This window comes from Psychroflexus planctonicus (assembly GCF_014640195.1).
GTDB lineage: Bacteria > Bacteroidota > Bacteroidia > Flavobacteriales > Flavobacteriaceae > Psychroflexus > Psychroflexus planctonicus.
In genome coordinates, this window is the sequence record NZ_BMGM01000007.1 from 210,062 (window position 1) to 228,580 (window position 18,519).

The 18,519-nt window shown below is 35.0% G+C and carries 18 protein-coding genes; 8 read left to right on the forward strand and 10 right to left on the reverse strand.

Going from position 1 to position 18,519, the window contains the following annotated elements; genetic code table 11:
* Nucleotides 1–63: 63 nt before the first annotated feature.
* The 8 genes from clpX to IEV72_RS09430 form a co-directional block, all read right to left on the reverse strand.
* Nucleotides 64–1,296, reverse strand: coding sequence for an ATP-dependent Clp protease ATP-binding subunit ClpX (gene clpX, locus IEV72_RS09395; RefSeq protein ID WP_188458841.1), 1,233 nt, complete (start codon nt 1,294–1,296; stop codon nt 64–66).
* A 1-nt stretch (nt 1,297) separates the two neighbouring features.
* A complete protein-coding gene (gene clpP / locus IEV72_RS09400; RefSeq protein WP_188458842.1) occupies nt 1,298–1,972 on the reverse strand; it encodes an ATP-dependent Clp endopeptidase proteolytic subunit ClpP in 675 nt (224 codons plus the stop codon).
* Nucleotides 1,973–2,092: 120 nt separating this feature from the next.
* On the reverse strand, nt 2,093–3,418 hold the full coding sequence (tig, locus tag IEV72_RS09405) for a trigger factor (RefSeq protein WP_188458843.1): 1,326 nt from the start codon (nt 3,416–3,418) through the stop codon (nt 2,093–2,095).
* 94 nt (nt 3,419–3,512) lie between these two features.
* Nucleotides 3,513–3,875: a phage holin family protein gene (locus tag IEV72_RS09410; protein ID WP_188458844.1), complete on the reverse strand. Its 363-nt coding sequence runs from the start codon at nt 3,873–3,875 to the stop codon at nt 3,513–3,515.
* Nucleotides 3,876–3,984: 109 nt separating this feature from the next.
* Nucleotides 3,985–5,538 carry an SGNH/GDSL hydrolase family protein gene (locus IEV72_RS09415; RefSeq protein ID WP_188458845.1) on the reverse strand — a complete coding sequence of 518 codons (1,554 nt, stop codon included), beginning with the start codon at nt 5,536–5,538 and terminating at the stop codon, nt 3,985–3,987.
* Between the two features lie 11 nt (nt 5,539–5,549).
* The gene (locus IEV72_RS09420; protein WP_188458846.1) at nt 5,550–6,803 is read right to left on the reverse strand and encodes an OmpP1/FadL family transporter; all 1,254 of its coding nucleotides are present in this window, start codon (nt 6,801–6,803) and stop codon (nt 5,550–5,552) included.
* Between the two features lie 113 nt (nt 6,804–6,916).
* Entirely contained in the window at nt 6,917–7,684 is a 768-nt protein-coding gene (locus tag IEV72_RS09425) for an alpha/beta fold hydrolase (RefSeq protein WP_188458847.1), read from the reverse strand.
* A 6-nt stretch (nt 7,685–7,690) separates the two neighbouring features.
* Nucleotides 7,691–8,404: a pyridoxine 5'-phosphate synthase gene (locus IEV72_RS09430; RefSeq protein WP_188458848.1), complete on the reverse strand. Its 714-nt coding sequence runs from the start codon at nt 8,402–8,404 to the stop codon at nt 7,691–7,693.
* Between the two features lie 138 nt (nt 8,405–8,542).
* Between IEV72_RS09430 and IEV72_RS09435 the strand changes: the two genes are divergently transcribed.
* From IEV72_RS09435 to murI, 8 genes are all read left to right on the forward strand, one after another.
* On the forward strand, nt 8,543–9,208 hold the full coding sequence (locus tag IEV72_RS09435; RefSeq protein ID WP_188458849.1) for a CBS domain-containing protein: 666 nt from the start codon (nt 8,543–8,545) through the stop codon (nt 9,206–9,208).
* Between the two features lie 6 nt (nt 9,209–9,214).
* A complete protein-coding gene (locus tag IEV72_RS09440; RefSeq protein WP_188458850.1) occupies nt 9,215–10,093 on the forward strand; it encodes an NAD kinase in 879 nt (292 codons plus the stop codon).
* 97 nt (nt 10,094–10,190) lie between these two features.
* The gene (gene porG / locus IEV72_RS09445; RefSeq protein ID WP_188458851.1) at nt 10,191–10,904 is read left to right on the forward strand and encodes a type IX secretion system protein PorG; all 714 of its coding nucleotides are present in this window, start codon (nt 10,191–10,193) and stop codon (nt 10,902–10,904) included.
* Nucleotides 10,905–11,639 (forward strand): undecaprenyl pyrophosphate synthase, encoded by a 735-nt coding sequence (gene uppS, locus IEV72_RS09450; RefSeq protein ID WP_188458852.1) that lies wholly within the window; start codon nt 10,905–10,907, stop codon nt 11,637–11,639. It abuts the gene before it with no gap.
* A complete protein-coding gene (locus IEV72_RS09455; RefSeq protein ID WP_229731856.1) occupies nt 11,569–14,226 on the forward strand; it encodes a BamA/OMP85 family outer membrane protein in 2,658 nt (885 codons plus the stop codon). Before uppS ends, IEV72_RS09455 begins: the two co-directional genes overlap by 71 nt.
* A 26-nt stretch (nt 14,227–14,252) precedes the next feature.
* Complete coding sequence (locus IEV72_RS09460) at nt 14,253–15,068, forward strand: OmpH/Skp family outer membrane protein (protein WP_188458853.1); 816 nt, start codon at nt 14,253–14,255, stop codon at nt 15,066–15,068.
* Nucleotides 15,069–15,097: 29 nt separating this feature from the next.
* A complete protein-coding gene (locus tag IEV72_RS09465) occupies nt 15,098–15,610 on the forward strand; it encodes an OmpH/Skp family outer membrane protein (protein WP_188458854.1) in 513 nt (170 codons plus the stop codon).
* A gap of 51 nt (nt 15,611–15,661) precedes the next feature.
* Nucleotides 15,662–16,468, forward strand: coding sequence for a glutamate racemase (murI, locus tag IEV72_RS09470; protein WP_188458855.1), 807 nt, complete (start codon nt 15,662–15,664; stop codon nt 16,466–16,468).
* Here murI and IEV72_RS09475 read toward each other — a convergent pair whose 3' ends face one another.
* Both IEV72_RS09475 and IEV72_RS09480 read right to left on the reverse strand, forming a co-directional pair.
* Nucleotides 16,469–17,488, reverse strand: coding sequence for a PorP/SprF family type IX secretion system membrane protein (locus IEV72_RS09475; RefSeq protein ID WP_188458856.1), 1,020 nt, complete (start codon nt 17,486–17,488; stop codon nt 16,469–16,471).
* A gap of 26 nt (nt 17,489–17,514) precedes the next feature.
* Nucleotides 17,515–18,519, reverse strand: a 1,005-nt coding sequence (locus tag IEV72_RS09480; RefSeq protein WP_229731858.1) for a T9SS type B sorting domain-containing protein, incomplete at its 5' end; no start/stop codon positions are given.

Sequence of the window (18,519 nt, forward strand, 5' to 3'; positions counted from 1 at the left end):
ACCAATAAACACAATTCGTACTTCAAATTGGTTTAGGTTTAAAAAAACACTAAAATCAATTGTTTAACTAGCCGCCTTCAATTTGCTAATGCCTGATTTGTCTAAGCGTTGCTCAGCATAGGTTTTGGTAACTCTAAATTCTTTTTCACCTGTGTCAGGTAAATCGAACATGGCATCGGTAAGAATTGCTTCGCATAACGAACGTAAACCACGAGCTCCCAATTGATATACCAAAGCTTGCTCAACTATATAGTCTAAAGCTCCATCGGTTATGCTAAACTTAATGTCGTCCATTTCAAACAACTTTTCGTATTGTTTGATAATGGCATTTTTAGGCTGCGTAAGAATCATTCTCAAGGTTTCTTTGTCTAGCGGATCCATGTGTGTAAGCACTGGTAAACGACCTATGATTTCTGGTATCAAACCGTAATCTTTTACATCTTTTGGTATGATGTATTTCAGCATATTTTCTTTATCTACTCCTTCTCCTTGTTTAGAAGCGCCGTAACCGACTGCTTGCATATTCAAACGTTTGGAAATATTACGCTCAATACCATCAAAAGCGCCACCCGCAATAAATAAAATATTTTCGGTGTTGACTTCAATAAATTTTTGGTCGGGGTGTTTTCTTCCACCTTTTGGTGGAACGTTTACTGTAGTTCCTTCTAATAGCTTCAATAAAGCTTGTTGAACACCTTCTCCACTTACATCTCGTGTAATGGAAGGGTTGTCGCTTTTGCGGGCAATTTTATCAATTTCATCTATAAAAACAATTCCGCGTTCTGCTTTTTCAAGGTTGTAATCGGCTGCAGCTAGAAGTTTGGTTAAAATGGTTTCTACATCTTCGCCAACGTAACCAGCTTCAGTTAAAACCGTTGCGTCTACAATTGCCAAAGGCACATTCAGCATTCTTGCAATGGTTTTAGCTACTAAGGTTTTTCCTGTTCCGGTTTGTCCAACCATTAAAATATTGGACTTTTGGATTTCAATATCATCGTCCGTATTGGGTTGCAGTAATCTTTTATAGTGATTGTACACTGCAACAGACATTACTTTTTTAGTTTGGTCTTGACCAATAACATATTCGTCTAAAAACTGCTTGATGGAACGCGGCTTGCGCAACACCAATTCTGAACTTAAGTCGGTTTTGGAATCTTGTTTGGCTTCTTCTAATACAATGCCATGTGCTTGCTCTATACAACGGTCACAGATGTGCGCATCTAAACCAGCAATAAGCAAATTGGTTTCTGCTTTTTTTCTTCCACAAAAGGAACATTGTAAGTTTTCTTTAGCCATTTTATTCTCTTTTCAAAATTTCATCAATCATACCATAATTTAGTGCTTCTTCAGCGTTCATCCAAAAATCACGATCTCCGTCTTGGTAAACTTGGTCGTATTCTTTTTTAGAATGCTTCGCAATAATGCGGTATAATTCTTCTTTCAACAAAACAATCTGTTTAGCTGTAATTTCAATATCGTCTGCTTGACCTTGTGCGCCACCCATGGGTTGGTGAATCATTACTCTAGAATGCGGTAAACCACTGCGTTTTCCGTCTGTTCCAGCACATAATAAAACCGCGCCCATTGATGCTGCCATTCCAGTGTTAATGGTAGCCACATCGGGTTTGATAAATTGCATGGTATCATAAATTCCCAATCCTGCATACACGCTTCCACCGGGAGAATTAATGTAAATCTGAATGTCTTTTGAAGCGTCTGTACTTTCTAAAAATAAAAGTTGCGCTTGGATGATGTTAGCAACTTGGTCGTTGATTGGTGTTCCTAAAAAAATGATGCGATCCATCATTAATCTTGAAAAAACGTCCATGGCAACAGCATTCATTTGGCGCTCTTCAATAATATTAGGCGTCATTCCGGTTGGCGTCATGCTATCTATTATTTTATCGTAATAGTTGCTATTGATGCCGTGGTGTTGTGTTGCGTATTTTTTAAATTCCTGATCTATTTTCATCGATGCTTTTCTTAATATTTAATTAAACGAAGATAGGAAGTTGCTGCTGTTAAACTCAAAAACTTTTGCTAAACTTAAGTTGAAACCCGCTTAGCAAAAGTTTTTCAAGTAAATCAAATTTTACTTATATACTTCGTCTGCAAATTTTTTGAAACTTACTTCTTTTTCTTTCAATTTTAATTTCTCTTTTAACAAGTCTAAGATTTTACCACTCATTACTTGTTCAGAAATTTTTCTAGCTTCTTCTTGGTTACTTAGCATTTGATTTGCAAACTGATCCATTTGCTCATCTGAAAATGAAGCGCCACCGTATTGAGCCATTTGCATCTTGATGCGTTCTTTCATCATGTCTTTTACTTCTTCAGGCTTCACCTGAATATCGTTGTCTTTGATGATTTTAGCTTCAATTAATTGGTAACGTATTCCTTTTTCGCTTTTTTCGAATTCTTCTTTGGCTTCTTCTTTTGTCAATTCTTTTTCGCCTGAAATTTGAATCCATTTTTGAAGGAATTCTGTTGGCAAATCAAATTTAGTAGATTCCAATAGGTACTCGGTAGTATCATTAAGCAATTGTTGGTCGCTATGTTGAACAAATTGTTCAGCAGCTTGTTCTTTGATGAAGTTCTTCAATTCTTCTTCTGAAGTAATTTTTCCTTCTTCTCGAGTATATTTATCAAAAAGCTCTTGATTTAGTTCATGTGGAACTTCTTCGTTAATTTCGGTGATTTCAAAGTTCACATCAACATCAAGGTCTTTGGCTTTGTCTTCTTCTAAGCCTAAGAAAGTAGCCAATTGCTCTTCTTTTTCAAATAAGCCTTTTGTATTCACTTGAATTGTATCGCCTGTTTTGGCTCCTAAGAAAGAAGTTTTGTTTTTCTTTCCTTTCAAATCTTCTAATTTAAAAGAAGTTTCATTTTCGATTCCTTCTTCTTCGTTAGTGAATTTTCCCACTAAAGTAAAGCCTTCTTTTACTTCTGTTTGACTAACTAATTTACCGAACTGACGTTGAATCAGTTTGATTTGATCGTCAATCATTTCTTTATCAGCAGAAATCTTGTAATGTGTAATGGCTTTTTTGTTGTTGAAATCGATATTGATTTCTGGTGCTAAGCCTAGTTCAAATTCAAAAGAATAATCATCGCTATCCCAAGAAAAATCTTCTTGCTCTTTTGGAATTGGGTTACCAAGAATATCCAGCTTTTCTTCAGTTAAGTAGTTGTTTAAAGATTCCTGAATAAGTTTATTTACTTCATCAGCCAAGACCGCTTGACCATATTGACGCTTGATCATTCCCATAGGAACATGTCCTTTTCTAAAACCAGGAATATTAGCGGTTTTACGGTAATCTTTTAAAATTTTATCTACCTTTTCGCTATAGTCGCTTTTGTCTATATTTACTTTTACAACGGCGTTTAAATTATCTGAATTTTCTTTTGTAATCTGCATATGTTACGTTCTAATTTTTGAAAGTGCAAAAGTACAATAAAAATAACGGACTGCCAATTTTTTAAAAAGATGTAAATCAGCTCTTTAAAATGCCTTATCGCGGTGGATGGGTCGAGTCTGCTTTTCGACTTAAGTTTCTAACAACCGACTGGACAATAGACAGTAAAAGACTAAACAAAAGCGCATACCAAAAACCGCTTACATCAAAGCCAGTTACCATTGCATCACAAATTAGAATAATCAATGCATTTACTACCAACAGAAAAAGACCAAAGGTAAAAACCGTAATAGGAAGTGTAAAAAGAATTAGTAGAGGTCTTACAAAAATATTCAATAAAGCTAAAAGAGCTGCTACAACTAGCGATGTTAAAAAACTATCTACAGAAACGCCAGGTAGAATATTAGATAACATGACAACAAAAATTGCAGTAACTACTAATTGAATTAAAACTTTCATGATTTGTAAAGATTGTAATTTTAAAGCGTAAAAATACATATAAAAAAACAACTGATGCGAAGCTTCACATCAGTTGTTAAAATAGTTCACTTATAAAAGATTAGGCTACTTAGTCTACATTGTTACTTGGTTGTATACTTCTGTAATTACCTACATCTACTTGCGGAATATCTGCGTTATAAGTTTGGTTTATAGCTTGTAAAGCACGGTTTGCTACCAATGCATAACCTCTAGGCGTTAAATGAACACCATCTAAAGAAAAAGCACCACCCGTGGCAAACTCTGCAGTTAAGACTCCTCCGTTAAAAGGAATTCCGGTTTCAGATACTTGTCTTAAAATCATGTCTACATCTACAAAAGCTAAATTATTTTGATTTGCTAATGCTTCAATAGTACTATTGTAGGCTGTTTGAGCTTGTGTAATTGTATTTTGTTCTTGTGGCGTTAACACAAATTGATCTTCTAAAGGAACAGTTACACCGTTAATTAATGGAACTTGCATTCCCATAAATTCTAGTTGTCCTACAGGATTTCCAATTACTCCGCTAGCTGTTAGGGTAATTAAATCGTCTGGAGTTGCTTGTCTTAGTTGACCAAAGATATTTGCCAAGTCTTCTGGTAAACTTAAAGGTGGATTTTGTAAAAAACTTGAGATGTTAGTTAGGTTTTCATCTCTAATGGTTACAAAATTTCCTTCTCCAGGCTGGAAGTTTACTAGCCTAGCAGCTGCTTCATCTTCACTTATAATTCCAAAACCTTGCATTGCAGGCAAAATCTGTGTGTTATAAGCACCAAACAATTGCGCTAATCCAGCAGCAGTTGGTTGGTCTAATGGAACTGGGTTTGGTGGTACCGTTGTAAAAAATGGAATATTGGTTACGTTAGGAACATTAAACACAACTCCTCCAGATGCATTTTCTACCATTGCACTCAATGCGTCGTTATATACACTTGCAAAAACATTGATATCGGTAATATCATTTCCAGCATACGTTGAAGGATCAAAATTTCCTTGTTGATTAACTCCCGTTCCTCCAGAAGTGGCGTAACCTAGAATATCGTTATTTCCTATCCAAAAAGAAAAGAAAGTTGGCTGTTGAGCAACTGCATCTTCTATAATTGTAGCTTCTGCAGATGAAGCGAACCTTGCATAATATGGGTTTGCTGTACCTTGTGCCACACCAGCAACGTTACCATAACCTGGAGCTAACAAATGAAAACTTTTTGCCCCTGGAGCGCCCATATTGTTAAACATTCCAGAAAGCTGATTGGTGATATCCGTTTGTGGATCGCCAGCTAGTGGTTGCGGCCCAGGTGTTCCATTTTCGTTAAAAGCTAAAACCAAACGATTGCCTTGAATTACGTTTCCGTTTAATTTTAAACCTCCTAGATTATCTTCCATTAATGGTTGTCTAAATTCTCCACCGCCAACAAATTCAAACTGACCTGCCATGATATTTGGGAAAGAATTCATTTGGCCTTCTCTATACAACGCATTATCTGCATATCCAGCGGTGAGTGAATTTCCCACACTTACAAAGTTTGAAAAATCTGCATCTCCTGCGCTGTAAAAGTCCCCTTCTTCAATTGAATTATCAAATTCTGGCTCACAGCTTATAAAAGCTAATGAAGCTATAGCTGATAAAAATATATATTTTTTCATTTTAATTCTTTTTATAATTTATAAGTAACACCAATACCTGGTAAAAATGCATTTGATTTATACGTTCCACCAAATGGTACTTGCTGACCATCTTCTGTATAGAAATCGTATGAAGCATCTGTTTCTTCAAATCTTAGATAAAGAAAAGATGCATCAATTGCTAATTTTTCATTTATATTAAACGAAAAACCACCGGTAAAACCCATTGCATCATTACGAGGTGTCTCAGGCGCAAAATATCCTGGCTGGACCGGAGATTCGTCTATGTAATAACCACCTCGAAGTGTAACGCGATTGTTTACCACGTACTGTGCTCCTAGTCTGTAAATTGAAGCATCTTTGTAATTTCTTGGGTTTATTGACGGTGCTCCACCTTCTGGAAAGGTAATATCTAAAGATTCATACACATTCCAAAGCGTGCGGTTATACTCTACCGTTGCCATAAATTTTTCTGAAAACTGGTAAGATGCACCAATAGACCATTCTGCCGGCAAAGGCAAAGATGCGTTAAATGGAGTCACTCCGTTTTCGGCTGGAACTGCTGGCGAATTTGGAACATTTGTAAAAGTAGCATCACCACCTTCTGCATCCATCATAATTTCTGAACGATAATTAAATCCGATTGTCAACTCATCGGTAGGTGTAAACATAAAACTAGCGCCCCAACCCCAATTGGTAATTCCGGAGTCATCGATTTCTACATTCGAGCGAGCTCCATCTTCATCGACCAAACTTCTTGTCAAATTTCTATTGAAATTGACAGAGCCTGTTACAAAAATGGGTCCACCACCAATACTTAAGTAATCGTTTACTTTAATTGAAACCAATGGCTGAACAAAAATAGCTGCCAATTCAATTTCATTTACCAAATGAGAACCAGCCCAGTCGGTTGGCCATTCTACTTGACTACCATAAGGAGTAGAAACACTGATTCCTGCTGCTAACCATTCGTTGATTTTGTAGGAAGCATTAAAATAAAATGGAGTTCCAACTCCAGAGTCGGTTTCTGAAAAAGCTCCCGTGTTTGTGTTTTGATAACGAACACTTGAAAACACACCTGTTACACCAGCTGAAACGTTTAAGCTGTTTTCTAAATGAACTAATCCTGCTGGATTAAAAAAAGCAAGTTCTGCATTGCTTACTACTGCCACCCCTGAGTGACCCATTGCTAAAGCTCTTTGTCCTTGTGCTCCAACTCGATATCCTCCAGCGTAGGCACTTGCAAAAGCTAAAAAAAGCAATGAACTGAGTACTAATTTTTTCATATTCGTTTTATTTAATAAAGGTTATTTGTGTATTAACAATTAATTGACCAAAAATAAATTAAATCCCTAATAAAACAAGTAAAATATTCAATTTGTTATGTATGCATAGCAAATTAAGCTTTCAAAAATGAAATACTTGCTTCAAAAAAGGCATCTTTTTTCTCTGCATGAAGCCAATGTCCTGCTCCCTGAATAGATTCTATTTTTGCTTCGGGAAAATGTTGATGAATAATTTTTTTATCTTCATCTGTAATGTAATTAGATTTACTTCCTTTCAAAAATAATGTCTCTCCGTTAAAGTGAGCATCTTCAGCTAATGCTTTGCCTACTTCTTCAATATTTTGTTTTAAAGCACTTAGGTTTACTCTTAAGCCATAGGCATTCTTCTCTTTTCGATTTAAATTTTTCAAAAGAAACATTCTAATTCCCTGTTCACTTATAAATTCCGAAAGCAGTTGGTCTGCTTCTTTTCGAGAAGAAATTTCAGCTTCTTCTAAGCGGGTTAAACCTTCTAATATTTGTTGGTGATGCGGCTCATAATATTTTGGAGCAATGTCTGCTACTACTAATTTTTCAATTAATTCAGGATGTTGACAAGCTAACTGCATTGCAGTTTTCCCACCCATAGAATGACCAATGATTGAAAATTTAGAAATCTGGTTATCTTCTGCATATTGCTTCACATCTTCTGCTAAAACTGTGTAATTAAATTCTGAGCTATGTGGGCTTCTACCATGGTTGCGCTGATCTATTAAATGCACTTGAAAACCGGCATCTGCATATTCTTTACCGAGTGTCTTCCAGTTATCTCCCATTCCTAAAAACCCGTGAAGAATAAATAGCGGAAAACCATTACCTTCTACGTTAGCGTGTAATTTCATAATGTTCTATTTCAAAAATTCTAAATACTTCTTGATTACGCTTTCCAAACCTTCATACAAAGATTCAGCAATAAGTGCGTGGCCGATGGAAACTTCATCTAAATACGGCATATTTTGTTTAAAAAATTGAATGTTTTGTAAAGATAAATCATGACCTGCATTTATACCTAAGCCCAAATGATGAGCTAATTCGGCACATTCAGCATAAGGCTTTATAGCTTCATTTTTATCATGCTGAAAACCAACTGCAAAAGCTTCGGTGTATAATTCTATTCGATCGGTTCCTGTTGCTTTAGCACCTTCAATCCACTTTTTATCCGGGTTGACAAAAATAGATGTTCGAATTCCTTCAGCTTTAAAGCTTTGTATTACTTCTTGCAAAAAACTTTTGTGTTTAATGGTGTCCCAGCCTGCGTTAGATGTTAGCACATCTTCTGCATCGGGAACTAAAGTTACCTGAGCAGGCTTGTTTTGCAAAACCAACTCCATGAATTCAGGATTAGGATTGCCTTCAATATTAAATTCGGTTTGCACGACATTTACTAAATCGCGTACATCTTGATAACGAATGTGTCGCTCATCTGGTCTTGGATGCACGGTGATTCCTTCGGCTCCAAAAGCTTCAATATTTTGAGCAGCTTCAACCACATTGGGCACATTTCCGCCTCGTGCATTTCGTAAAGTAGCTATTTTATTAATATTTACGCTTAATCTTGTCATTTTAAAAATTTTAAACAAAAGTACAACTGCTAAAAGGAGAATTTACAAATCTTAGAAAATTTTATGTTTTTGCCAATTGTATTAAAACAAGGCTAAATGCATGCAATGTGTTCTAAAAAAATGTAATTTGCATTTTATATGAAAGCGCAAGAATTATATCAATTTATAGAAACCAATTTTATTTCGGTTAAACCTGAAAGCAGTATTGGGAACTGCCTTAAAATGCTTAATAAAGAACAGCAAAAATGTATTGCTGTTGTAGATAATGAAAAGTATTTAGGCAGCATACATATTGAAGACTTGATTGGTTTAGAAATTCAATCTCAATTGAAAGATTACGCGTATTTGTATAGAAATTGTGCCGTTGGCAACTCCAACACTACCTTGGATTTTTTACGCAAATTTGCAGAGCTAGAAACCGACCAGTTACTGGTTTTGAATGAAAATCATAGCATTATGGGTAGTTTAAACATTACCGATTTTTTAGCTTTTTTTAGAGAAACTCCTTTTTTAGCCTTTGCTGGTGAAGAAATAGTGCTTCAGAAAAAAAGAGTTGATTTTACCTATGCTGAGATTTCTCAGATTATTGAAGCTAACGGAGCCAAGCTACTCGGCATTTATACACAATTTGTAGATGCTGAAATTATTCAAATTTGTGTTCGGATAGATCACAATGGAATGAACGAAATACTTCAGAATTTACGCAGGTATGATTATGATGTAATCAGCCTTCATAAGGAAGACAAATTAACCGAAAAGCTAAAGGAGTATTCAGACTACTTTGACAAATACCTAAATATTTAATTATATATGAAACTTGCTTTATTTGGACAGTTTTTTTATCCCGACTCCGGTAAATACATCAAGCAACTAGTTGAAGTTTTGCAAGAACGTGGAGATGAAATCTGGTTTGAAAAAAGTTATTACAAATTAATTGAAAAGGAAAACATCCTTCAAATTGACAATCCGAAAATTTTCAATGAGCTAGACAACAGCTTCAATTTCTTTTTTAGCATTGGTGGAGATGGCACCATTCTTTCTGCCATTAAATTTGTTAAACAACTCGACATTCCATTAGTAGGAATTAATACTGGAAGACTTGGCTTTTTGGCTAGTATTCATAAAGACGAAATAAAAGAAACGCTCAATAAAATACTTTCTGGAAGTTATGCTATTTCTAGGCGTAGTTTAATTGAAGTGGAAACAAAACCAGCTGAAGCTATAGATGAAGATTTCAAATTTGCATTGAATGAAGTTGCTATTAGTAGAAAGGATTCAACATCTATGATTACCGTAGAAACGTGGTTAGATGAAGATTATTTAAACGCCTACTGGGCAGACGGGATAATAATTTCTACCCCAACAGGTTCAACAGGTTACTCACTGAGTTGTGGCGGCCCAGTAATAACTCCAGATACAAAATCTATGGTAATTACGCCTATTGCACCACATAATCTAAATGCGAGACCTTTGGTTTTTCCTGACGACAAAAAACTTAGATTCAAGGTGTCTGGCAGAGAAGAATTTTTTTTAATTTCTATGGATTCTAGAACCTATTCATTACCTGCCAACACAGAGATAAGACTAAAGAAAGCTGGGTTCAGTATTCCATTGGTACAATTACATGAATCCAGTTTTTTAAGCACACTTCGCAAAAAATTACTTTGGGGAGAAGATCGGCGTAATTAGCGCAATAAATTATCCTATAATCTGTTTTACTTACAAATCATACAATTAAGCTTATTGGCTTAACATAATTATTATATTTGCAGACTTTTTGAAATTTATGAGGAACAACCTTTTTTATTACATTATTCCATTATTATTCAGTTTCACCTTATCTGCTCAAACTTATGAAGTTGGAGTTATGATTGGTGGTACCAATTTTACAGGAGATGTAGGTTCTACTTCATTTGTTTTACCTGAAGACTACTCCAGCAGGTCCAATGGAAGTTATGGACTAATTTTTAAATGGAATAGAAGCATCAGGCATTCTTTTCGTTTTTCAGTTTTAAGAGCTAGAACTTATGGAGACGATAGCCGTTCTGATATGAATAGAAGAATTGCTCGCAACTACAGGTTTAATCAAGCTATGACAGAAATTTCAGCAGCCATAGAATATACGTTCTGGGATTGGGATCCGCATGAACCAAGAACGCAAATAACGCCTTATTTAGCAACAGGACCAACCTACTTTTTTGCAGACCATCATTACCTAGGTAATAATAATAATTTAGTAAAAGGCGAAAGTTTTGGTAGTTTTGCTATTCCTATGATATTTGGAGTAAAAATAAATCTAGCAACGCATTGGGTTTTAGCTGGAGAGTTTGGAGCTAGGTACACCTTTACAGATAATTTAGATGGAAGCAATCCGAGTGAAATTAGCGGTGACACAAATTTTCCTAGTTTTGGTAATCCAAATACAAATGATTGGTATATGTTTGCGGGATTTACGCTAACCTATTCTTTTGGGAGAAAACCTTGTTATTGTAATTTTTAAATGAAAAAAGTTGACCCACATAATTTACCTAAACACATTGCCATTATTATGGATGGCAACGGACGTTGGGCTAAAAAACAAGGCTTACTGCGTATTGCTGGTCATGAAAAAGGAACCACATCTGTAAGAGAAGCTGTAGAGTGTTGCGCAGAAATTGGCATAAAACACCTTACTTTATTTGCTTTTTCTACTGAAAATTGGAATCGCCCAAAATTTGAAGTGCAAACTTTGATGAAGCTATTGGTGAGTTCGCTTAAAAAGGAATTGAAAACACTTACAGAAAATAAAATTAGATTAAATGCAGTTGGTAATGTTGATAATTTACCTCCAAAAGCAAAAAAAGAATTATTAGAAGTAATTGAAAAAACAAAAGATAACGATCATATGACTTTATCTCTTGCGCTGAGTTATGGCTCAAGAGAAGAAATTAGAAATATGGTAAAAGTTATAAGTCAAAAAGTCGAAAATAAAGAAATTGTAGCTGATGAAATTACTGACGAAGTAATAAACAACCACTTATACACGTTTGATTTACCCGATGTAGATTTACTTATAAGAACAAGTGGAGAACAGCGGATAAGTAATTTCTTATTATGGCAGATAGCTTACGCAGAATTATATTTTTGTGAAGTTTTATGGCCAGACTTTAAAAAAGACCACTTAATTGAAGCAATTACAAATTACCAAAAAAGAGAAAGAAGATTTGGAAAAACGAGTGAGCAACTTCATAAATAAAATGCAAAGCAGTAAAAAATTAGTTTGGTATACTCTACTAATTGGGCTTGTAAGCATTAGCACATTTGCACAAGATATTGGCATTGGTGATGCTAAAAAATATGTTATTGGAGAAATTAGTGTAACAGGAGTTACAACGTATAACGAAAGAACAGTAATTGCCTTTACAGGTTTAAGAAAAGGGGAGGAAATTTATTTACCTGGAGATCGCCTTAGCCAAGTAATCAATAAACTTTGGGAATTAGGCTTATTCAGTGATATCAACTTTTACTTAAAAGACGTTACCGATGGAAACGTGGCCCATTTAGAATTAGAAATTAATGAAGTCCCTAAATTAAATGATGTAAAGATACGTGGAGTAAAAAACAAAAAGAAAGAAGATCTCAAAAAAGATTTAAAACTTCAAAAAGGAACTAAGCTCACCGAAAATTTTATAGCCAACACCAAAAACCAAATTAAAAACGACTACCGTAAAAAAGGATACTTAAATGTAGATCCAGTAATTACTACTCAAGTTGAAAAGGATAGCCTTGGAGAAATAGTTGGTGAAAACATGATGATTAACATCAAGTTAGGTGAAAAAATTAAAGTTTCTGAAATTGAAATAAGTGGAAATGAAGATTTTTCTGATCGAAAGATTCGAAAATTCATGAAAAACACAAAACAAAAAAACTTTTTCAGATTTTATAAACGCTCTAAGTTAATCCCAGCAGATTACGAAGAAGACAAAGAACGCGTTGTAGAAAAACTAAAAGAACGCGGATATCGCGATGCCAGAATCATTTCAGATTCTGTAATTAAAGGAGGCTCAGAAAGCACGGTTAAAATAGAATTAGAGCTTAAAGAAGGTAATCAATACTATTTTGGAGAAGTTACCTTTCTTGGAAACAGCGTTTACTCCGACAGAGAACTGAGAAATTTACTTGAAATTAGAAAAGGGGATGCTTATAATGGAGTGCTCTTAGACGAAAAAATTACCGGTGGACCAAAACAGAAAGAAGGAAACATAACTGATACCTACCAAGATAACGGTTATTTATTTTCAAGAATTACTCCCGTTGAAACAAAGGTTTATAATGACACTATTGATTTTGAAATTAGAATCACAGAAGGTCCTATAGCTTATTTCAACAATGTTAAAGTAAAAGGAAATGATAGAACGCATGACCATGTTGCCTACCGTAATTTAAGAACATTGCCTGGAGAACAATACAGCAAAAAAGCAGTTATGAGCACGGCTCGAGAATTGAGCCAACTTGGTTTCTTTGATCCGGAATCTATAAGACCAGATATTCAAAACCCAAATCCTGTAGATGGAACTGTAGATATCGAATACAATGTAGAAGAACAAGGTGCAAGCCAAGTACAGCTACAAGGTGGCTATGGTGGCGGTGGTTTCATAGGAACCTTAGGATTAAGCTTCAATAACTTTTCATTGCGCGGTATTAGCGATAAAGATGCTTGGAAACCACTTCCTATGGGAGATGGACAAACGCTTTCTTTGCGAGCACAAGCAAGTATTGCCTTTCAAAATTATAGCTTAAACTTTGTAGAACCTTGGCTTGGTGGTAAAAAACCAGTACAATTATCTGTTTCTGTTTCACAAACAAAACAATTTTTATTCGATCCTTTTACTAGAAGAGCAGACCGAAGCAGACAGTTTTCGATCACTGGTGTAAATGTAGGTTTAGGGAAAAGACTACGAGTTCCTGATGAATATTTCTTCTTATCTACTTCTGTGGGCTTTCAACATTTCAATCTACAAAATTACAATGTAGGATTGTTCCGTTTTCCTAACGGATATTCCAACAACGTTTCCTTCACTGTAGGTCTTCGAAGAGATAACACATACTCTAACCCGATCTTCCCTATGGGTGGTTCTCGTTTCAACATTAATTTCAAATTTACTCCACCATATTCTGTATTTAATAATGTAGATTACGAACAACTGAGTTTAGACAGAGATGTAGCTTTAGCAGAAAATAACGATACTAGGCTAGCGGAAATTGATCAGCAACGCTTCAATTGGTTAGAGTTTTATAAGGTTAATTTTTCTGGAGAATGGTTTAACCGATTATTTGATAAATTGGTTTTACGTAAAAATATAGAATTTGGATTTATTGGTGCGTATAATAATGATCGTGGAATTCCTCCATTCGAAAGATTCTTTCTTGGTGGTGATGGTTTAGCTGGTTTTGCCATGGATGGAAGAGAAATTATTGCACTTCGTGGTTACCCAAATCAATCTATAATTCCAAGGACTCGTACCAATGTTACTCAGGAAAGTTTTAATGATGGAGCAACAATTTACAATAAATTTACGTTAGATTTAAGGTACCCAATTACGCTTAATCCAAGTGCATCTATATACGGTTTAGCATTCTTTGAAGCAGGTAGTACCTTTGATAGTTTTAAAGAATATTCACCGTTTGATTTGAGTAGATCTGCTGGTGCAGGAGTTCGTATATTTATGCCACAATTTGGCCTATTAGGTATAGACTTTGGATATGGTTTCGATCCTATTCCAGGTTCAAATACAGGAGCAAACGGATGGGAAACCCATTTTATAATTGGGCAACAATTTTAATTTGGCATGATTTTTAAGGTTATAACATGAGTTTGAACAGTTTTTTTAAATTAGTATTTTTAACTTTAATTAGTTTAAATTTGTCCGCTCAGCGCGGCAATAAAATTGGTTATGTAGATATGGATTATATTCTTGAGAATGTTCCAGAATTCCAACAATCTCTGAGCCTATTGGATGCAAAAGCGCAAAAATGGAGTGGTGAATTAGCTAAGAAAAAAGCTGAAATAGACCAACTAAAGGAAGAGTTGGAAAATGAAAGACCATTATTAACCATTGAATTAATTGAAGAAAAAGAAGAAGAAATTGAATATTTAACTGAAAAAATGTTTGAATTTCAAGATGAAAAATTTGGTGTTGGCGGCGAACTTTTAGTTCAAAAAAGACAACTTGTCCAGCCCATACAAGATCAAGTTTTCAACGCTATTCAGGAAATTGGAGAAAATAGGAGCTACGATTTTATTTTTGAAAATTCTAGCGAAGCATTAATGCTGTTTTCAGCAAAAAGACATGACTTGAGTGATATTGTTCTAAAATTAATACAACGTTCTGCCAAACAAAATGCCATAGAAACTAAAGGTGACGAAGATGAATTATTTGGTGAAGAATATAAATCGGTAGAACAAGCCGAAGAAGATGAGAAAAAAGAAGCTGAAGAAGAAGCTAAAAAAATAGCTAGAGAAAAGGAAAGAGAAGAAATGATTGAAGAGCGGTTAAGCACAAGAGATTCAATTAGAGCTGCACGTAAAAAAGAATATGAAGAACGAAAAGCTAAGCTGATAAAAGATAGAGAAGAAGCTCAGAGAAAAAGAGATTCTATTAGAAAAGCAAGAGAAAACAACTAAATATAATTAACACTACTAAATTAAAAACAATGAAAAACCTAAAGTTAATAAGCCTAAGTTTATTTTTATTTGCTGTTACTTTAAGTAGCAACTTAATGGCTCAATCAACAGTAGCGCATATTAATTCGCAAGAATTAATTGAAACTATGGAATCTTACAAGGATGCTATGGCAGAATTAGATAAGATTGATAAAACTTATCGGACGCAAATCGATGAAATGCTAAAAGAAGCTCAAAAAACAAATGAGCGGTATCAAGCAGAAGCAAATACCAAAACAGAAGAAGAAAACCAACGTAGAATGCAGAAGCTTCAAGAGATGCAAGATAACATCATGGGCTTTAGTGAAGATGCACAAGAGCAGCTTAAGAAGAAGCAAGAAACCATGCTTAGACCTATCTTAGAGAAGGCTAGAGAAGTTATTCAAAAAGTAGCTAGAGAAAAAGGCTACGAATATGTATTGGATTCATCTACTGGAACTGGAGTTCTTCTTGCAGATGGTTACAACTTAATGGATGATGTAAGAGCAGAAATAAATAAATAATTTTACTTCATTTCAAATATAAAAGCTACTTTCGAGTAGCTTTTTTTATTTATGGAAAAATCAAAAACAAAACCTTCAATTGGAATATTTGACTCAGGCATTGGTGGAACTTCAATAGCTAGTGAAATTCATAAATTGCTTCCTTATGAAGACATCATTTATCTAGCTGATAGCAAAAATGCTCCGTATGGAAATAAGCCTAAAGAAGAAATTATAAACTTAGCTCATAAGAACACTAAAAAGCTTTTACAACTAGGGGCTAAACTTATTGTTGTTGCCTGTAATACAGCAACTACTAATGCCATAAAGGAACTAAGAAAGACATATCAAATTCCTTTTATTGGGATTGAGCCAGCCATAAAACCAGCAACCATTAAGTCTGTAAATAAAACAATTGGAATATTAGCCACCAAAGGAACTTTGGCAAGTAAACTTTTTTCTGAAACTTCAAAAAAATATGTATCTGAACAGATCAAACTAATACAAATAGAAGGAAAAGGAATTGTTGAAGCTATTGAGAGTAACAAACATAACAGCAATCAATTCATAAAAAGCCTTCATCAACAATTATATAACTTTAAAGAGCAAAATATAGATTGCTTAGTTTTAGGATGTACGCATTATCCTTATGTTGCTAAACAAATACAGGACTTTCTACCTGGAGTTAAAATAATAGATTCTGGTTTTGCAGTAGCTAGACAAACTAAAAAAGTATTAGACACAAACAATTTGGTTTCAAAAAATAAAAGAGAGAGTTCAGTTTCTATATATAGTAATGCAGATAGTCTGGACCCTATACAAAAAATCACCAAGGATAACTTTGGTGATTTTCTAAAAATTGAATATTTAGACTTTTAATTACCAGTTTACAGCTGGACAATTACACTTGTAGCGCTCTCTACTCTTACCAAAATTATAACCCAATGTAATTTGATGAAAACCAGAATCGCTAAATGTAATTTCTTGAAGCGCATTATTTGTGTAAGTATAAGCAAACATAAAATTGTCAAAATTAATTCCTACAAAAGGAGATAATGTCTGTAGTTTTTGACTTGTAGCCTGATCATTGCTACCTAAAAATTCAGCACCATCAAAACTTCTTCTGTAAGATAAACCACCCCACAACATTCCGTTTTGCAGTTCATAATAAACTTTACCATTAATGTCTATATTGCTCTCTCCGGTAGCTTCTCTATGTTGATACATCATAGATGGCTCAAAAGAAAAAGGAGAGCCAAATTGATTAAAATTATAACCAACTGTTGCTAGATATTGTCTTTGATTGGTAATCTGAAATTGATCTGAAAAGATTTGATTTTCTTGTGGAATAATATTCTTAACCGTTACGTGAGAAAAGAAATCCATAAAGAAATAAGAAAAACCAAAATCCGCGTTAAAAAAAGCTTCAGATTGATCAACACCAGAAATGATGGGGTCAAAAGCTCCTGCGTCTAATAAATCTGTTTCGTTTAATCCACTTTGAACAATCCCTAAGTTAGCACCAAAGGAAAGCATATGTAAGTCTGCTGTACTTCTAGAAAACATCAAGTGATATGCAAAAGATAAATAACCACCTTGTTGAGAATATCGTCCATTTGAATCATTAAACAAAATACCTCCTACACCAACTTTCTCGTTTATCCTTCCATTGACACTTAATGTTTGTAAGCTTGGAGGATTATCTACATCAAACCATTGCTGTCTTGCGGTTAATCTAGCTTTATTTTGATTGCTAGCTCCTGCCATTGAAGGGTGAATGAGGTACAAATTATCTGTGAGATAATCTTGGTAAACGGGTATGCCTCGTTCTTGAGAAAAAGCTTCAGTTGTAAAAATAAAAAGTACTAGTACTGAAACAAAGGGTTTTATCAATTTCATATGCGTTGTAACTGGGGTATTCTGATTTATCTTTTTAAAGTAAAATTCGCTTTAAACTCTTTTCTAACTCCACTTGATGGTTCTTCATACTGAACACTGAACCAATAATCGTTTCCAGGTAAGGCTTTTCCATTATAGGTGCCGTCCCATCCTGGACTACTTGGACTGAGTTGTTTCAGCAATTTACCATAGCGGTCAAATATATAAATTTTAGCATTACTTTGATTGGCTAATCCAATAATATTCCATCGGTCGTTGTAACCGTCTTCATTTGGAGTGAAAAATTGGGGATAATCAATCAACGAAACAGGGATTGTTACTTCTCCACAACCGCCTACATCTCTTCCGCGTACTACTCGGTCGCCTGCTTCTAAATCAGTGAAGATAATGCTTTGTTCTCCTTCGGATAAACTTCTCCAAGGTCCGTTGTCTATCGCAAACTCATAATTGCCATCGCCTTGAATGTTGGTCACTTCTACACTATGGCTTCCATCAAAGGCTTGACTCAATACATTCACTTCAAAATCCGGTCCGTTGCTTTGGATGATCTCTGCTGTGCTTGATGCTTGACAACTGGTTTGATTGTTGGTTAAATCGGTTACGGTTACCGTATAGGTTCCGGGTCCTTCTACCGCATAAGCACTTCCTGTAAAAGCAATTGGGGTTCCGTTTAAGCTCCACTCAAATGCGTAGTCTTCTTCGCTGAGTTCGGTGTCTAGTATCGGTGGAGAGAAGTCTGTTTCAATAACTTCTCCAGTTTGGGGATCGATACATACAATCGCTCCATCCATGTCTGTAATGTCTACTAGTGGTATTGGATTGACTCTGATCTCAAAGCTTTGTTGTTCAGCTGAGCTACAGAAATTGTCCAAGTCAACTACTTCAGCGATAATCGTAGTCGGTGCTTCACTTGTGGTGAAACTCGTTGGGTCAGCTATCGCGATGCCATTGTTGAAGTCTTCTTCACTAGCATAATACTCGACCATGGTATTTATATCTTCATCTTCTGTATTGAAGTTCGGATCGATTTC